This window comes from Staphylococcus sp. AtDRG32 (assembly GCF_004365845.1).
Lineage (GTDB): Bacteria > Bacillota > Bacilli > Staphylococcales > Staphylococcaceae > Staphylococcus > Staphylococcus hominis.
The window spans coordinates 15,757-30,939 of record NZ_SODE01000012.1; the positions used below are offsets into that span (position 1 = coordinate 15,757).

At 31.1% G+C, this 15,183-nt stretch carries 16 protein-coding genes and 1 pseudogene; 8 read left to right on the forward strand and 9 right to left on the reverse strand.

Annotation, left to right across the window (positions count from 1 at the left end):
• The first annotated feature begins 98 nt into the window (after nucleotides 1-98).
• From BDW25_RS10725 to BDW25_RS10735, 3 genes are all read left to right on the forward strand, one after another.
• A complete protein-coding gene (locus tag BDW25_RS10725) occupies nucleotides 99-1,298 on the forward strand; it encodes a hypothetical protein (RefSeq protein WP_001831368.1) in 1,200 nt (399 codons plus the stop codon).
• Between the two features lie 41 nt (nucleotides 1,299-1,339).
• On the forward strand, nucleotides 1,340-2,155 hold the full coding sequence (locus tag BDW25_RS10730) for a hypothetical protein (RefSeq protein ID WP_001832799.1): 816 nt from the start codon (nucleotides 1,340-1,342) through the stop codon (nucleotides 2,153-2,155).
• A gap of 618 nt (nucleotides 2,156-2,773) precedes the next feature.
• Complete coding sequence (locus tag BDW25_RS10735) at nucleotides 2,774-3,256, forward strand: type III toxin-antitoxin system ToxN/AbiQ family toxin (protein WP_001831392.1); 483 nt, start codon at nucleotides 2,774-2,776, stop codon at nucleotides 3,254-3,256.
• 267 nt (nucleotides 3,257-3,523) lie between these two features.
• On the opposite strand, the gene BDW25_RS10740 is transcribed toward BDW25_RS10735, so the two are convergent.
• The 5 genes from BDW25_RS10740 to BDW25_RS10760 all read right to left on the reverse strand — a co-directional run bounded on the left by BDW25_RS10740 (nucleotide 3,524) and on the right by BDW25_RS10760 (nucleotide 7,884).
• Nucleotides 3,524-4,051, reverse strand: coding sequence for a GNAT family N-acetyltransferase (locus BDW25_RS10740; protein WP_001831394.1), 528 nt, complete (start codon nucleotides 4,049-4,051; stop codon nucleotides 3,524-3,526).
• Between the two features lie 192 nt (nucleotides 4,052-4,243).
• Nucleotides 4,244-4,900 carry a hypothetical protein gene (locus BDW25_RS10745; RefSeq protein ID WP_001831384.1) on the reverse strand — a complete coding sequence of 219 codons (657 nt, stop codon included), beginning with the start codon at nucleotides 4,898-4,900 and terminating at the stop codon, nucleotides 4,244-4,246.
• Between the two features lie 63 nt (nucleotides 4,901-4,963).
• Nucleotides 4,964-5,173, reverse strand: coding sequence for a copper chaperone CopZ (copZ, locus tag BDW25_RS10750; RefSeq protein WP_001831373.1), 210 nt, complete (start codon nucleotides 5,171-5,173; stop codon nucleotides 4,964-4,966).
• A 33-nt stretch (nucleotides 5,174-5,206) separates the two neighbouring features.
• Nucleotides 5,207-7,594, reverse strand: a complete 2,388-nt coding sequence (locus BDW25_RS10755) for a heavy metal translocating P-type ATPase (protein WP_001832797.1) — start codon at nucleotides 7,592-7,594, stop codon at nucleotides 5,207-5,209.
• Nucleotides 7,595-7,608: 14 nt separating this feature from the next.
• Nucleotides 7,609-7,884: a metal-sensing transcriptional repressor gene (locus tag BDW25_RS10760; protein WP_001831396.1), complete on the reverse strand. Its 276-nt coding sequence runs from the start codon at nucleotides 7,882-7,884 to the stop codon at nucleotides 7,609-7,611.
• Nucleotides 7,885-8,058: 174 nt separating this feature from the next.
• On the opposite strand from BDW25_RS10760, the gene BDW25_RS10765 reads away from it, so the two are divergent.
• Nucleotides 8,059-8,334 (forward strand): glutaredoxin family protein, encoded by a 276-nt coding sequence (locus tag BDW25_RS10765; RefSeq protein WP_001831374.1) that lies wholly within the window; start codon nucleotides 8,059-8,061, stop codon nucleotides 8,332-8,334.
• Nucleotides 8,335-8,374: 40 nt separating this feature from the next.
• Here BDW25_RS10765 and BDW25_RS10770 read toward each other — a convergent pair whose 3' ends face one another.
• The 4 genes and pseudogenes from BDW25_RS10770 to BDW25_RS10785 all read right to left on the reverse strand — a co-directional run bounded on the left by BDW25_RS10770 (nucleotide 8,375) and on the right by BDW25_RS10785 (nucleotide 11,183).
• Nucleotides 8,375-9,316, reverse strand: a complete 942-nt coding sequence (locus BDW25_RS10770) for a cation diffusion facilitator family transporter (protein ID WP_001831389.1) — start codon at nucleotides 9,314-9,316, stop codon at nucleotides 8,375-8,377.
• 362 nt (nucleotides 9,317-9,678) lie between these two features.
• A complete protein-coding gene (locus tag BDW25_RS10775; protein ID WP_002487969.1) occupies nucleotides 9,679-10,164 on the reverse strand; it encodes a helix-turn-helix domain-containing protein in 486 nt (161 codons plus the stop codon).
• Nucleotides 10,165-10,182: 18 nt separating this feature from the next.
• Nucleotides 10,183-10,449: pseudogene (locus tag BDW25_RS10780) on the reverse strand (replication initiation protein); the annotation flags it as partial.
• A gap of 59 nt (nucleotides 10,450-10,508) precedes the next feature.
• Nucleotides 10,509-11,183 carry an IS6 family transposase gene (locus BDW25_RS10785; protein ID WP_001105960.1) on the reverse strand — a complete coding sequence of 225 codons (675 nt, stop codon included), beginning with the start codon at nucleotides 11,181-11,183 and terminating at the stop codon, nucleotides 10,509-10,511.
• Between the two features lie 35 nt (nucleotides 11,184-11,218).
• Here BDW25_RS10785 and BDW25_RS10790 point away from each other — a divergent pair, with 35 nt between their 5' ends.
• The 4 genes from BDW25_RS10790 (at nucleotide 11,219) to mobV (ending at nucleotide 15,036) form a co-directional block, all read left to right on the forward strand.
• Nucleotides 11,219-11,716, forward strand: coding sequence for a protein rep (locus BDW25_RS10790; RefSeq protein WP_279587355.1), 498 nt, complete (start codon nucleotides 11,219-11,221; stop codon nucleotides 11,714-11,716).
• A 168-nt stretch (nucleotides 11,717-11,884) separates the two neighbouring features.
• Nucleotides 11,885-12,646 (forward strand): aminoglycoside O-nucleotidyltransferase ANT(4')-Ia, encoded by a 762-nt coding sequence (gene aadD1 / locus BDW25_RS10795; RefSeq protein WP_001014230.1) that lies wholly within the window; start codon nucleotides 11,885-11,887, stop codon nucleotides 12,644-12,646.
• 216 nt (nucleotides 12,647-12,862) lie between these two features.
• The gene (bleO, locus tag BDW25_RS10800; protein ID WP_001242578.1) at nucleotides 12,863-13,267 is read left to right on the forward strand and encodes a bleomycin binding protein; all 405 of its coding nucleotides are present in this window, start codon (nucleotides 12,863-12,865) and stop codon (nucleotides 13,265-13,267) included.
• A 506-nt stretch (nucleotides 13,268-13,773) separates the two neighbouring features.
• Complete coding sequence (mobV, locus tag BDW25_RS10805; protein WP_000119405.1) at nucleotides 13,774-15,036, forward strand: MobV family relaxase; 1,263 nt, start codon at nucleotides 13,774-13,776, stop codon at nucleotides 15,034-15,036.
• Nucleotides 15,037-15,183: the final 147 nt, after the last annotated feature.

Consider the following 15,183-nt stretch of genomic DNA (forward strand, 5'->3'; position numbering starts at 1 on the left):
TAGAATTAATCAAAGATATCTGTGATTGATTAAATTTTCGCAAATGAAGTGATAAAATAATAGGTGAAAAAATTTATTCGGTTTTTGGAGGTAATAGCGTGATTATCATTAATAACAAAGGAATCAATGACTTAGATTTTAATTATTGGATGAATAATCAATTAACTGATGACAATATCGAAGAAATTTTAGAGGGGTCTGATTTAAGTATGGAACAAGAAATTTTTAAAAGTAATTATAAAAAATTCTTGGAGATAGATGGCAAAAAGGAAAGATGGTATTCTCTGGAAGAAGCTGCGTATATTATTAATGGGAATTATTTTTCAATTTATGAGGAAGATAGCAAAAAGCGAAGTGTCACAACAGACTATGTAAAAAATAAAAGTAATGATATCTTAAATAATATAGAAAATGGAACAAACCAAAATTGGAATAAATATCATTACCCACAAAAAAGGAAGTTTGCATTCAAAAAAGTAAAGTATGTTAATGAAGATATGATCGATGAAATATTAAGAGATGATGTAACAAAACCTGAAAAAATAAAACGAGGTAATATATCAATCGAAGAGTTGCTACCTAATCAAAATAGAATAGCAAAATATATTAGACAGAATGAGAATATACATAATAAAAGTATAATGATAGATTACCTAAATCAATTAAGTGATACACTGGCAAAATCATTAGACGACGTACGTTATTTTTCAAATAAACTATCATTATTTAAATCTGTTATTAAAGATTCTAGAGAAATAGCACAAAATATACATAGGGATCACGATATAGATAATAAAGAAAAATATGAACTTCTGAAAAAAGAATATAGTAATTTTTTAGAAAACTGTATACGTTTTTCTAATGAATATTTAGATATACTAGATATCAAAAATATTTTTAATATTTTTGATACTAAGAAAATTGTTTTAAATCTGTCTTATTATACGAAAATGTGGGAGGTTCCTGATATTAATAATGAACAACCGATAAATAATAATTTACAAAAGTTTGTTGATTTGAAAAAGAAGAAGTATTTAAATAATGTACATTGGAGTAAAAATAAGATACTTAAACAATTAAATGAAATTGAAGTTAAACCCGTTACTTTAAAAGATGGTACTAGTGAAACAGAACGCGTGGCAGAGTGGATGTATAGAAATAAAACAAAAGTTGTTTATGAAATTATAAATAAAGAATTTGATGATGTTTATGATTTACTTAACGGTATGTTGAAGTCTGAATACACAGAACTTATGGGCTATATGAGAATATGGCATAACTTAAGCAAAAATTTATAAGTCTTAGTAACCTGTTATACACTTTAATTGGAGGAGTTAACGTGTATTTCAAAAATATGGATTTCTTGATTGACCTATACAAGAATTTTAACGAAGTAGGGATTTTTGCAGTAATATATATTATATATGCGCTTATTCAAATTCTAAGTCAAAATATTTTATATAAAAGACAAAAGATGGAAAGAGTAAAAACACTGATAATCAATATAATTTTATACATATTTATAACACTAGTAGCATTAATGTACTTGTTAGCAATGATTTTTTATTCACTCAGTGCATATCCTAAAGAAGAAGTGATTAAATATATAACAGATTGGGATAAAATTAGTTTGCCAGCTATATTACTTGTTCTTTATTCGTTATTATTCCCTATTTTTATATTTCCATTTGTAGGAAAACGACGTAGAAAAAACTATTTTGCAGAAAATGTAAATAATTGTATTATTGAAAGAGAAATTATAGATAGAGTGAGTATTAATGGTAGAGATAAATTAATTCTAAAAGATGCCTTAGGATATCAGACAGAAAAAGATATAACAGGAATAAAGGATTTAAAAATTAGTACATCTCAAAAAAAATCTTGGTTAACGTTAGAAGACATTAAAATAGCTACGATGAGTCTAAGAGATAAACAATTACTGTTAAAAATGATTATAGGTTTAATAATATTTGGGGTCCCTACAGGGTATTTTGTGTGGAACTTCATCAGTGTCGTTGATGATTGGGATAGAATAATGCACGCAAATGATATATTTATGTATATGGGTCTTTTCACGTTACCATTAATGGTAACAGTTGAGTTATATGTAGTTGCATTTATTATTACCAAAAATTTATTTAAAAAGAAAAAATGATAACAAATTTAGATTAAGAGAAAATAACTTATCAAAGGTCGTATATTAGAACATGATATATATAGTTCGCCTATCTATCAAGAATCAATCTAGTCGCAGAGAGGGATCATTACTTTGCTAATCATTTTCGTTAATTGGACTATAACATTGGTTGGTGGAGAAATGTAAAAGACTATTATTATTGATTTTGTAGGATTTTTTTGGTTAATAAGTCTTTTCTTATACTATCAACAATACGGTAATTAGCTTGTCAAAGGATTTTACTCTTTCCAATCAATTGTGGATTTGTATCGGTGTAGAAAGTATTTTGTACCAAGCGTCTACCTGCTTTATTTCTAATGAAAAATCAGTTAGTAAATCTTTAATCATTTTTCTCTTAGAAAACCAATTTGAACGGTTCTGAGAAATATAATATAAAGATAAAAAATTGACATATGATTTATACAGTGCTAAAATTTAAAATGTATATAGGAGAGGTCTTGCCACAAGTAGACATTGAAAAAATAGAGAGTCCATGCTAAAAGTTGGAATTGAAAAAATGGAGAGGTCTTGCCACAAGTAGACATTGAAAAGCGACCAAATATTTGGTCGCTTTATTTTTATACTGTAGGAGAAATTATGAAATTATACTATGTTGATGAAGATTATATTAATGAATTAAGAAATGTAGATGAGAGAGTATTATTAAATAAATCCACTCGTCCTTATTTAGGAGTTGTATTATCTATTAATGATCTTAATTATTTTGTCCCCTTAAGTTCCCCTAAAGAAAATAAAAAACTAAATAATCAACTATCAATAAAATTGTTTGAGGTTAATAATATTCAAAATAGATTAGGATATCTATTATTTTTAAATATGATACCTGTTCCTGATAAATATCTTTCTAAAATAGATATGCAATACATAAAGGAGCAAGATTTAGAATATTATAACTTATTAACTAACCAATTAATTTTTATTAGGCAAGAAAATCAAAGAATCGTAAATAAAGCCCAAAAAGTATATAAAAATGCTGTGATAAAAAAAGTTTCATTTTTTGAATCAATGTGTGTAGATTATTTAGCATTGGAAAGATATGTGAAAGATTTAAAACAGTAAAAAAGATAATTCTGTCAATAATTCCCCTCAACATACTCAGAAGAATTTTAGTGTAAAGTCTTTGTAATTGTCTATCTTAGTTAATTAGATGTTTACTATTATTTCTATATTAATATATAGCTAAAATTAATAAAATAGAAGTCATTAGCTGAATTACTTATGAATCAAAATAAATTTTATATACAAAATGTCATTTTTGAGTACGCTCTAAATAAACAAAAATAGTCCTCTTATTAAAATAAGAGGACTATTTTTGTTTAAAATTATTCAAGACCATTCGCTTTCTAACATACTCATTTGCCATAAATTATAATATTCTCCATTTAATTTTCTAAAGTCTCTTTTTTCTCCTTCTTTTATAAATCCAATCTTTTTGTAACTTTTAATAGCTGATTTATTAAAGGCAAAAACACCTAATTCAATTCTGTGTAGTCCCAAATCTTCAAAAGCCTTTTTCAATAATTTCTTTATTATTTTAGGGCCTAATCCTTGGCCACGCATTTGCGGATCACCTACTAAAACTTTACTTAACGTGGCGGAACAATTTTTAAAATCTATATTATTTAAAGCAATATGACCTATAATTTTTTTTGAATTATTTTCTTCAATGATAACTTTATAAATTATTTTACTAGAATTTTCTTTATTTGTGTCTTTAATATATTCCTTTAATTGTTCTTCATCTAGGGGATAATTAAAATCTGTACCTGCCCATTTGACTAAAAGTTCAGGAGAGTTTATCCAGTTTATTAATAAATCAAAATCTTTCTCCTCAAAATATTCAAACTTAATCAATAAATTACTCCTTAAATAATAGGTTATTAACTATAAAAATTCAGTGAATGTTGCAATATAAACAACCACTACAATTTTTTGATACTTTCTTCATCAACTTTCTATCTTAAATTTTCGATTTTTTATAAAGCGTTTTGTATTATCTAAATAACTCTTTACAATTTACTGATTTTTAAGCTTTTGCTAATAGATTTATGCAACTTTAATATTATAAGTAAATCTATGCACTTCATCATTAAATTTAAATTCTGCCCAAATTTTATACATCCCTTTTTTAGGAAAATGAGCATAAAAGGTTGTAGAATCAGGTGATTCTGGGTGAACATGAATATAATCAGTTAATTGCTCATCAAATATAATCACATGTCCTAAAGCTCCTAAATAAGGTTGGGGAGTTAATTCTGTATTGAAAGTTAAAGGGACATGTTCATCTTCTTTAGCACTTATAGAATTTAAAGTTACATGAACTCCTTTGTTAACTTTTACCCAATTTTTATCAGAATTTAAAGATGTTGTAGAGGTTATTTTATCTCCAATTTGCAGTTCAATAGGATGAACGGAATACACATGGTTTTTTGGTGTAACATCAACAAAAGCCTGGTAAGTTCCTGGCTCTAATTGTTGGTTAATTATAAATAAACCTTCATGCTTTTTTTGAGGGTGTAGGTGGTAATATTTCTCCATGTCATTAGATACTAAAACGAAATGCATTTCTTTTTCATGCATAGTATCTAATAATGGGGCATTATTAAATTCATCTTCTAACGTAATTTCTATATTACCATCTCTATATACAACATTTGCTTTAATTTCGGGTTTGTTTGAATGATATTCATGATTATGATTCATATTTTTATCCTCCTTAATTTTTAATAAGGGCATATCATTAAACGATATGCCCAACTATTTAAATTATTTAATTACATCGTAACCTTGATCTTCAATAGCTTCTTTAAAGTCGTTGAAAGCTACTTGATTTTCATCAAATTCAACTTCCACATTCCCATTCGCCAAGCTTACTTCTGAAGATGTTACACCATCTAATCCATTTAATGCTTTTTCAATTGAATGCTTGCAATGGTCACAGCTCATACCTTCTACATTAATAACTTCGTTAGTCAATGTTGTCACCTCCTTTCAAGAAATATAAGATTCTTATAATTTCATACGTTTTAGACGTAAAGCGTTTGTGACAACACTTACAGAACTTAAAGCCATTGCTGCTCCCGCAACCCAAGGTGCTAGCAGACCAATTGCTGCTATAGGGATACCTGCAACATTGTAACCAAACGCCCAAAATAGATTTTGGCGAATATTACGAATTGTAGATTTACTTGCTTTTATTGCTTTTGGAATTAATAAAAGGTCTCCTCCTAAAATAGTTATATCAGCAGCTTCGATTGCAACTTCTGTACCTGTACCAATGGCAATACCAATATCTGCTTTAACTAGTGCTGGAGCATCATTGACACCATCTCCAACCATAGCTACTTTTTTACCTTCAGATTGAATTTCTGCTACTTTAGAAGCTTTTTCTTCTGGTAAAACCTCTGCAATAATCGTGTCTATACCAACTTGTTTTGCTATTGCTTGTGCGGTACGTTTGTTATCACCAGTTAACATAGCAACTTCAATACCTAATTCATGAAGTTTTTGAATAGCTTGTTGGGCAGTATCTTTAACTGTATCAGCTACAGCGACAACCCCTCTCAATTCGTTATCTACGCTTATAAGCATTGCAGTTTTTCCTTCTTTTTCAAATTGAGCGAGATTTGTTTCAGCTTCATTAGTTTGGATTCCTTTTTCACTCATTAGTTTTCGATTTCCGACAAAAAGTTCTTTACCATCAATTGTTGCATTTATACCGCGCCCTGGTATAGCTTCAAAATGGTCTACTTCTAAAAATTCTAATGATTTTTCTTTAGCATAACTTACGATAGCTTCAGCTAGTGGGTGTTCAGAACCTTTTTCTGCACTAGCTAACAATTGTAATGTTTGATCATCTCCACTAAAATCAGTGACTTCAGGTGTGCCATTTGTTATAGTGCCAGTTTTATCTAAAACAACTGTATTAATAGCGTGTGTACCTTCAATGTGTTCTCCACCTTTAAATAGAATGCCATTTTCAGCAGCTTTTCCGGTACCCACCATTATAGAAGTAGGCGTAGCTAAGCCTAACGCACAAGGACAAGCGATAACTAATACTGCTATTGCAGCAACTAAGGCTGGTTCAAATTGTCCCGGCTGAACTAATGAAATCCATATAATAAATGTGAAAATCGCGATACCTACAACGATAGGTACAAAATATCCAGAAATAATATCTGCTAGTCTTTGTATTGGCGCTTTAGAACCTTGCGCTTCTTCGACAACTTTAACAATGGAGGCAAGAGCTGTATCTTTACCAACTTTTGTTGCTTCAACAGTAATTGCTCCATTTTTATTCATTGTTGATCCTATAACATTATCATTTTGCATTTTTTCAACAGGAATAGATTCACCTGTCAACATTGACTCGTCAATTGAAGTCATACCTTTAATTATTTTGCCATCTACTGGTATTTTTTCTCCTGGTTTGATAACTAAATAGTCTCCTTCTTTTACCTCACTTAAAGGAACCATAGTCTCTTCACCGTTGCGTAATATACGTGCTTCTTTAGCTTGTAAATTCAACAATTTACTTAACGCATTTGTTGTTTGTGTTTTAGCACGTGCTTCTAAATACTTTCCGAAAAGAATTAAAGTAATTAATACAGCACTTGTTTCAAAATATAGGTGTGGCTCATAATTTGTATTAATTAACCACTTAATCGATTCATAAATACTATAAAAGAAGGCTGCGCTTGTACCTAAAGCGACAAGAACATCCATATTTGCTGACCCATTACGAAGGTTTTTATAAGCGCCTACATAAAATTGCCAACCAATAACAAATTGAACAGGCGTTGCTAATACAAATTGGAACCACGGGTTCATAAATATATGTGGTATTTGAATACCAAATAAATGAACGAACATTGTCATTAACAATGGAGCTGCTAAAACAGCTGAAACAACTAATTTAATTAACTGTCGTTTTAATTGTTTTTCTTTTTGGGAACTTTTTTCTGATGCTTCTTTTTTAGGTTGTGCCTCATACCCTAGGTTTTTAATACGTTGTTGAAATTCATCTACAGACGTCATATCAGGGTTGTATTCTACAGTAGCACTTTCTGTGGTTAAATTAACTGTAGCCTTATTTACACCTGAGATTCGATTTAAAACTTTTTCGATTTTATTCGAACAAGCTGCACACGTCATTCCCATTACATCGAGATCCACTTTTTCGGTTAAAACTCCATAACCTGTTTTTTGAATTGTATTTGCAATATCTTCTAATGATGTAACATTGGGGTTATATTCAATTGTAGCTTTCTCTGTAGAAGGATTTACATTAGCGTTAACTTCATCTAATTTATTTAGATTTTTTTCTACTTTATTCGAGCAAGCTGCACATGTCATGCCTGTGATACCTAATGAGGTTTTTTTAATATTTTCACTCAATTATTTCTTTCCTCCTATTTTGAAAATTGTTTTAATACAACCATCAATTCTTTGATACTTTCTTCTCCGTTGCCATTTTTAATACCTTCACTTACACAATTAGATATATGGTCTTCAGTTACTATAAAACCCACTTGTTTTAGGGCTGATTGTATTGCTGTTATTTGTACTAGTACATCTATACAATATCTATCTTCTGCTATCATTGATTGTAAACCGCGCATTTGTCCTTCTAATCTTTTGAGTCTATTGAGCAATGCGTCATTGTTTTTAACAGTAGTAGTGTTCAATTTCACCCCTCCTCATATACCCTAACGGGGTATCTCTTGTTGGAATCTATATTATACCCCTAGTAGGTATAAGTCAATACAAAAGTTTCATATAAAAAATTAATATTTATAGTTTGTTTTAAGAGGTACACTTGTATAAAATGTATGCTAAAACTTATATTAGGAGAGATATATTTGGATAAAAATATACAACTTGAGCTTTACACAAGACCTACATGCTCTGATTGCCAAGAATCAAAAAGGTATTTAAACTCTCAAGAGATTAGTTATAGTCATAAAGATGTAAGTCAAAATTTGGACTTAGAAGAAGAAATGAAAAAAATATCAGGCAACCGAATTGTTCCCTTATTTGTTTTTTATAAAAAAATTTTTTGGGGTAAAAAAAAGTTGTTTAAATATTACGTGGGATTTGAAAATAACAAAAAAGATATATTAAATATATTGGAATAATTAAATAAACAGCCATTATTAAAAAATAATGGCTGTTTATTTAATGATGATGTTGACTGTCTTCTTCTTTCACGATACAAAACAATTTTTCACTATGATTATTGTTAGAAGTTTCAGTCTGTATTGTGACATGTTGAATATTTTGATGATTGAGTTCATGTTCTATACGTTTAAGTAAAAACTCATTTTCAGTAATGGTCATTGTATCTTCTACAACAATATGACAAGATAACGCGTTTAATCCGCTAGTTACTGACCAAACATGAAAGTCATGAATATTTTTAACTTCTTTGAATTTTTTAATAGTTTTAATAATGTCTTTTGTATTTATATTGCTTGGTGCTCCCTCCATTAATACATGAAGACTTGATTTTGTTACATAAAAGCCGCTACGTAGTACTAAAATTGCTACAATCACACTTGCTAAAGGATCCGCCCACCCCCATCTAAAAAATATAATGAGAAGGGCTGCTATAACTGCACCTATAGATCCAAGCATGTCGCTTATTACATGCAAATATGCTCCACGCATATTTAAGTTTTCTTCTACATCGCTCCCGCGCAGCATTATCCAAGCCACAATAATATTAATAAACAAGCCTACCAAGGCGATAATTAACATGCCTGTAGAAGCTACCTCAGGGGGGTTTTTAAATCTCTCAATAGCTTCATAAAAAATATAGATAGCTATTAACATCAAAGTAATACCATTAAGTACAGCTGCTAGTATTTCAAACCTTTTGTAGCCAAAAGTTTTATTTGTATTAGCTTGCTTCGCTCCTAAAGTAAATGCAATTAAAGCAATACCTAAAGAAATAGAATCACTTAACATATGACCAGCATCTGAAATTAACGCAAGACTGTTAGTAAAGAAACCACCTAACCCTTCTACAATCATGTAACTTGTAATAATAATAAAACTAATTAATAAAGTCTTTTTGTTCGCGCCATGTGTATGATTATGATTGTGATCGTTTTCCATTTAATCCCTCCTCTTTTTAATGATGAAAAATATTTTCTATAATTTGAATTTTTGTTTTTATAACTATAGAGTTAAAAAATATAAAATTTCAATTAATGTTTTGTTACTCGAAGAAAATCATACTAACTTATGAATATATGCTCATATATTCATAAGTTAGTATGATTTTTATCCTTTGTCAATATAGAAATGCTTTGTATTTTGTATATTAAATAAAAACCCTACTTTGCTTTGGACAGTAGTGGGATTTTTGCATATGATAAACCACACTTCACTTGCTAAATATTAACTATATTATAATTAACAAGTGATAATTTCTTTTTAGAGAAAATAATGTATTCACGCCTTTAGGCGTGAATACATTATTTTTTTTTGAATAGTTTAGAAAAGATAGATTGTTTTTGTTCATTTTTTTTTGATGCTTTTGGAGTAATGATATCTTCTTTTGAATCTATATTATCAGTTTCTATTTTTTTGGTATTACTTAATATATTTTGGCTATTTAAATTCAAAGATTGTTCTTGTTTTAATGCAATTGTTAAATCGTCAATTTGTCGATTCTTTTGTCGAATTTCTGATTCTAAATGCTCTATGTATTTATCGATATAACTGCTATATTGGTTATTTAATGATTCTGTTTTGTTTGTCGATTTTTCATCAAATTTTGTCGATTCTTTTGTCGTTTTTTTATTTAAAATTGTTTTTAGATAATCTATTGTATTATCATCTATTAATGATTTGTTACCTACTTTGTTTACCTTCAAATTTGAAGGTAAACTTTTTAAATGATAATGAATTGTTTGTTTAGAGACATCTAAAAGTTCAGAAACTTCCTTTACAGTTTTCATCAAATAACTGGGTCTCCTTTACTTTTTCATTTTTTGTAAAAACGCTTGACGTTCTTCTTCTGTATACGCAGATGTCTTAGATGTGGTTGGTTCATAAGTGTTATTTTTTAACCATTGTGGCGTCATTTCACGGCTTATATATTGTTTTGGTTTGCCTGTACTTATCATATTAGATTGTCGTTTCGAATGAATACGTTTCTCAGGTTCAAAAGAAAATTCTAACCATTCAATCTTTCGTCCTTTTTTAGCTTTAATTTTATTAATATTGAGATTTTTAAATAAAAAGGGTTCTGTTGCAAAGTAAAAAATATAGCTAATCACTAATATATCATGTCAGTGTTCGTTTAACTTGCTAGCATGATGCTAATTTCGTGGCATGGGGAAAATCCGTAGATCTGAAGAGACCTACGGTTCTTTTTATATAGAGCGTAAATACATTCAATACCTTTTAAAGTATTCTTTGCCGTATTGATACTTTGATATCTTGTCTTTCTTACTTTAATATGACGGTGATCTTGCTCAATGAGGTTATTCAGATATTTCGATGTACAATGACAGTCAGGTTTAAGTTTAAAAGCTTTAATTATTTTAGCCATTGCTGCCTTCGTTGAAGGTGCCTGATCTGTAACTACCTTTTGAGGCTTACCAAATTGTTTAATGAGACGTTTGATAAACGCATATGCTGAATGATTATCTCGTTGCTTACGCAACCAAATATCTAATGTATGTCCCTCTGTATCAATGGCACGATATAAATAGCTCCATTTTCCTTTTATTTTGATATACGTCTCATCAATACGCCATTTGTAATAAGCTTTTTTATGCTTTTTCTTCCAAATTTGATATAAAATTGGGGCATATTCTTGAACCCAACGGTAGATCGTTGAATGATGAACGTTTACACCACGTTCTCTTAATATTTCAGATATATCACGATAGCTCAATGCATATCTTAGATAGTAGCCAACGGCTACAGTGATAACATCCTTGTTAAATTGTTTATATCTGAAATAGTTCATACAGAAGACTCCTTTTTGTTAAAATTATATTATAAATTCAACTTTGCAACAGAACCGATAATTCTTATAATCAGCACATGCATGTATTGGTATGTGTGGAACCAACTTATTTTAAGAATACAGAAAACTACGTGAATCAAAAACAATGGATTCAATTTTGGAAAAAGGCAATGAAATTAGACTATGATCCAAATGTAAAAGTTCAAATGATTCGACCGAAAAATAAATATAAATCGGATATACAATCGGCAATTGACGAAACTGCAAAATATCCTGTAAAGGATACGGATTTTATGACCGATGATGAAGAAAAGAATTTGAAACGTTTGTCTGATTTGGAGGAAGGTTTACACCGTAAAAGGTTAATCTCCTATGGTGGTTTGTTAAAAGAAATACATAAAAAATTAAACCTTGATGACACAGAAGAAGGCGATTTGATTCATACAGATGATGACGAAAAAGCCGATGAAGATGGATTTTCTATTATTGCAATGTGGAATTGGGAACGGAAAAATTATTTTATTAAAGAGTAGTTCAACAAACGGGCCAGTTTGTTGAAGATTAGATGCTATAATTGTTATTAAAAGGATTGAAGGATGCTTAGGAAGACGAGTTATTAATAGCTGAATAAGAACGGTGCTCTCCAAATATTCTTATTTAGAAAAGCAAATCTAAAATTATCTGAAAAGGGAATGAGAATAGTGAATGGACCAATAATAATGACTAGAGAAGAAAGAATGAAGATTGTTCATGAAATTAAGGAACGAATATTGGATAAATATGGGGATGATGTTAAGGCTATTGGTGTTTATGGCTCTCTTGGTCGTCAGACTGATGGGCCCTATTCGGATATTGAGATGATGTGTGTCATGTCAACAGAGGAAGCAGAGTTCAGCCATGAATGGACAACCGGTGAGTGGAAGGTGGAAGTGAATTTTGATAGCGAAGAGATTCTACTAGATTATGCATCTCAGGTGGAATCAGATTGGCCGCTTACACATGGTCAATTTTTCTCTATTTTGCCGATTTATGATTCAGGTGGATACTTAGAGAAAGTGTATCAAACTGCTAAATCGGTAGAAGCCCAAACGTTCCACGATGCGATTTGTGCCCTTATCGTAGAAGAGCTGTTTGAATATGCAGGCAAATGGCGTAATATTCGTGTGCAAGGACCGACAACATTTCTACCATCCTTGACTGTACAGGTAGCAATGGCAGGTGCCATGTTGATTGGTCTGCATCATCGCATCTGTTATACGACGAGCGCTTCGGTCTTAACTGAAGCAGTTAAGCAATCAGATCTTCCTTCAGGTTATGACCATCTGTGCCAGTTCGTAATGTCTGGTCAACTTTCCGACTCTGAGAAACTTCTGGAATCGCTAGAGAATTTCTGGAATGGGATTCAGGAGTGGACAGAACGACACGGATATATAGTGGATGTGTCAAAACGCATACCATTTTGAACGATGACCTCTAATAATTGTTAATCATGTTGGTTACGTATTTATTAACTTCTCCTAGTATTAGTAATTATCATGGCTGTCATGGCGCATTAACGGAATAAAGGGTGTGCTTAAATCGGGCCATTTTGCGTAATAAGAAAAAGGATTAATTATGAGCGAATTGAATTAATAATAAGGTAATAGATTTACATTAGAAAATGAAAGGGGATTTTATGCGTGAGAATGTTACAGTCTATCCCGGCATTGCCAGTCGGGGATATTAAAAAGAGTATAGGTTTTTATTGCGATAAACTAGGTTTCACTTTGGTTCACCATGAAGATGGATTCGCAGTTCTAATGTGTAATGAGGTTCGGATTCATCTATGGGAGGCAAGTGATGAAGGCTGGCGCTCTCGTAGTAATGATTCACCGGTTTGTACAGGTGCGGAGTCGTTTATTGCTGGTACTGCTAGTTGCCGCATTGAAGTAGAGGGAATTGATGAATTATATCAACATATTAAGCCTTTGGGCATTTTGCACCCCAATACATCATTAAAAGATCAGTGGTGGGATGAACGAGACTTTGCAGTAATTGATCCCGACAACAATTTGATTAGCTTTTTTCAACAAATAAAAAGCTAAAATCTATTATTAATCTGTTCAGCAATCGGGCGCGATTGCTGAATAAAAGATACGAGAGACCTCTCTTGTATCTTTTTTATTTTGAGTGGTTTTGTCCGTTACACTAGAAAACCGAAAGACAATAAAAATTTTATTCTTGCTGAGTCTGGCTTTCGGTAAGCTAGACAAAACGGACAAAATAAAAATTGGCAAGGGTTTAAAGGTGGAGATTTTTTGAGTGATCTTCTCAAAAAATACTACCTGTCCCTTGCTGATTTTTAAACGAGCACGAGAGCAAAACCCCCCTTTGCTGAGGTGGCAGAGGGCAGGTTTTTTTGTTTCTTTTTTCTCGTAAAAAAAAGAAAGGTCTTAAAGGTTTTATGGTTTTGGTCGGCACTGCCGACAGCCTCGCAGAGCACACACTTTATGAATATAAAGTATAGTGTGTTATACTTTACTTGGAAGTGGTTGCCGGAAAGAGCGAAAATGCCTCACATTTGTGCCACCTAAAAAGGAGCGATTTACATATGAGTTATGCAGTTTGTAGAATGCAAAAAGTGAAATCAGCTGGACTAAAAGGCATGCAATTTCATAATCAAAGAGAGCGAAAAAGTAGAACGAATGATGATATTGACCATGAGCGAACACGTGAAAATTATGATTTGAAAAATGATAAAAATATTGATTACAACGAACGTGTCAAAGAAATTATTGAATCACAAAAAACAGGTACAAGAAAAACGAGGAAAGATGCTGTTCTTGTAAATGAGTTGCTAGTAACATCTGACCGAGATTTTTTTGAGCAACTGGATCCAGGAGAACAAAAACGATTTTTTGAGGAAAGTTATAAATTATTTTCCGAACGATATGGCAAGCAAAATATTGCTTATGCAACAGTTCATAATGATGAGCAAACCCCTCACATGCATTTAGGTGTTGTGCCTATGCGTGATGGAAAACTGCAAGGAAAAAATGTGTTTAATCGTCAAGAACTGTTATGGCTACAAGATAAATTCCCCGAGCATATGAAAAAACAGGGTTTTGAGTTGAAGCGTGGTGAACGTGGCTCTGACCGTAAACATATTGAGACAGCTAAATTTAAAAAACAAACTTTGGAAAAAGAGATTGATTTTCTAGAAAAAAATTTAGCAGTTAAAAAAGATGAATGGACTGCTTATAGCGATAAAGTTAAATCAGATTTAGAAGTACCAGCGAAACGACACATGAAAAGTGTTGAAGTGCCAACGGGTGAAAAGTCCATGTTTGGTTTGGGAAAAGAAATAATGAAAACAGAAAAGAAACCAACCAAAAATGTTGTTATATCGGAGCGTGATTATAAAAACTTAGTGACTGCTGCGAGAGATAACGATAGGTTAAAACAGCATGTTAGAAATCTCATGAGTACTGATATGGCGAGAGAATATAAAAAATTAAGTAAAGAACATGGGCAAGTTAAAGAAAAATATAGTGGTCTTGTAGAGCGATTTAATGAAAATGTAAATGATTATAATGAGTTGCTTGAAGAAAACAAGTCTTTAAAGTCTAAAATAAGCGATTTAAAGCGTGATGTGAGTTTAATCTATGAAAGCACTAAGGAATTCCTTAAGGAACGTACAGACGGCTTAAAAGCCTTTAAAAACGTTTTTAAGGGGTTTGTAGACAAGGTAAAGGATAAAACAGCACAATTCCAAGAAAAACACGATTTAGAACCTAAAAAGAACGAATTTGAACTAACTCATAACCGAGAGGTAAAAAAAGAACGAAGTCGAGATCAGGGAATGAGTTTATAAAATAAAAAAAGCACCTGAAAAGGTGTCTTTTTTTGATGGTTTTGAACTTGTTGATAAAGTCCGTATAATTGTGTAAAAGTAAAAAGGCCATATAACAGTCCTTTTACGGTACAATGTTTTTAACGACAAAAACATACCCAGGAGGAC

Coding starts and splice junctions, on each gene's coding strand:
- BDW25_RS10735 (WP_001831392.1), top strand. CDS start 2,774: ATGAAATTATACTATGTTGATGAAGATTATATTAATGAATTAAGAAAT.
- BDW25_RS10745 (WP_001831384.1), bottom strand. CDS start 4,900: ATGAATCATAATCATGAATATCATTCAAACAAACCCGAAATTAAAGCA.
- BDW25_RS10770 (WP_001831389.1), bottom strand. CDS start 9,316: ATGGAAAACGATCACAATCATAATCATACACATGGCGCGAACAAAAAG.
- BDW25_RS10775 (WP_002487969.1), bottom strand. CDS start 10,164: ATGAAAACTGTAAAGGAAGTTTCTGAACTTTTAGATGTCTCTAAACAA.
- BDW25_RS10785 (WP_001105960.1), bottom strand. CDS start 11,183: ATGAACTATTTCAGATATAAACAATTTAACAAGGATGTTATCACTGTA.
- mobV (WP_000119405.1), top strand. CDS start 13,774: ATGAGTTATGCAGTTTGTAGAATGCAAAAAGTGAAATCAGCTGGACTA.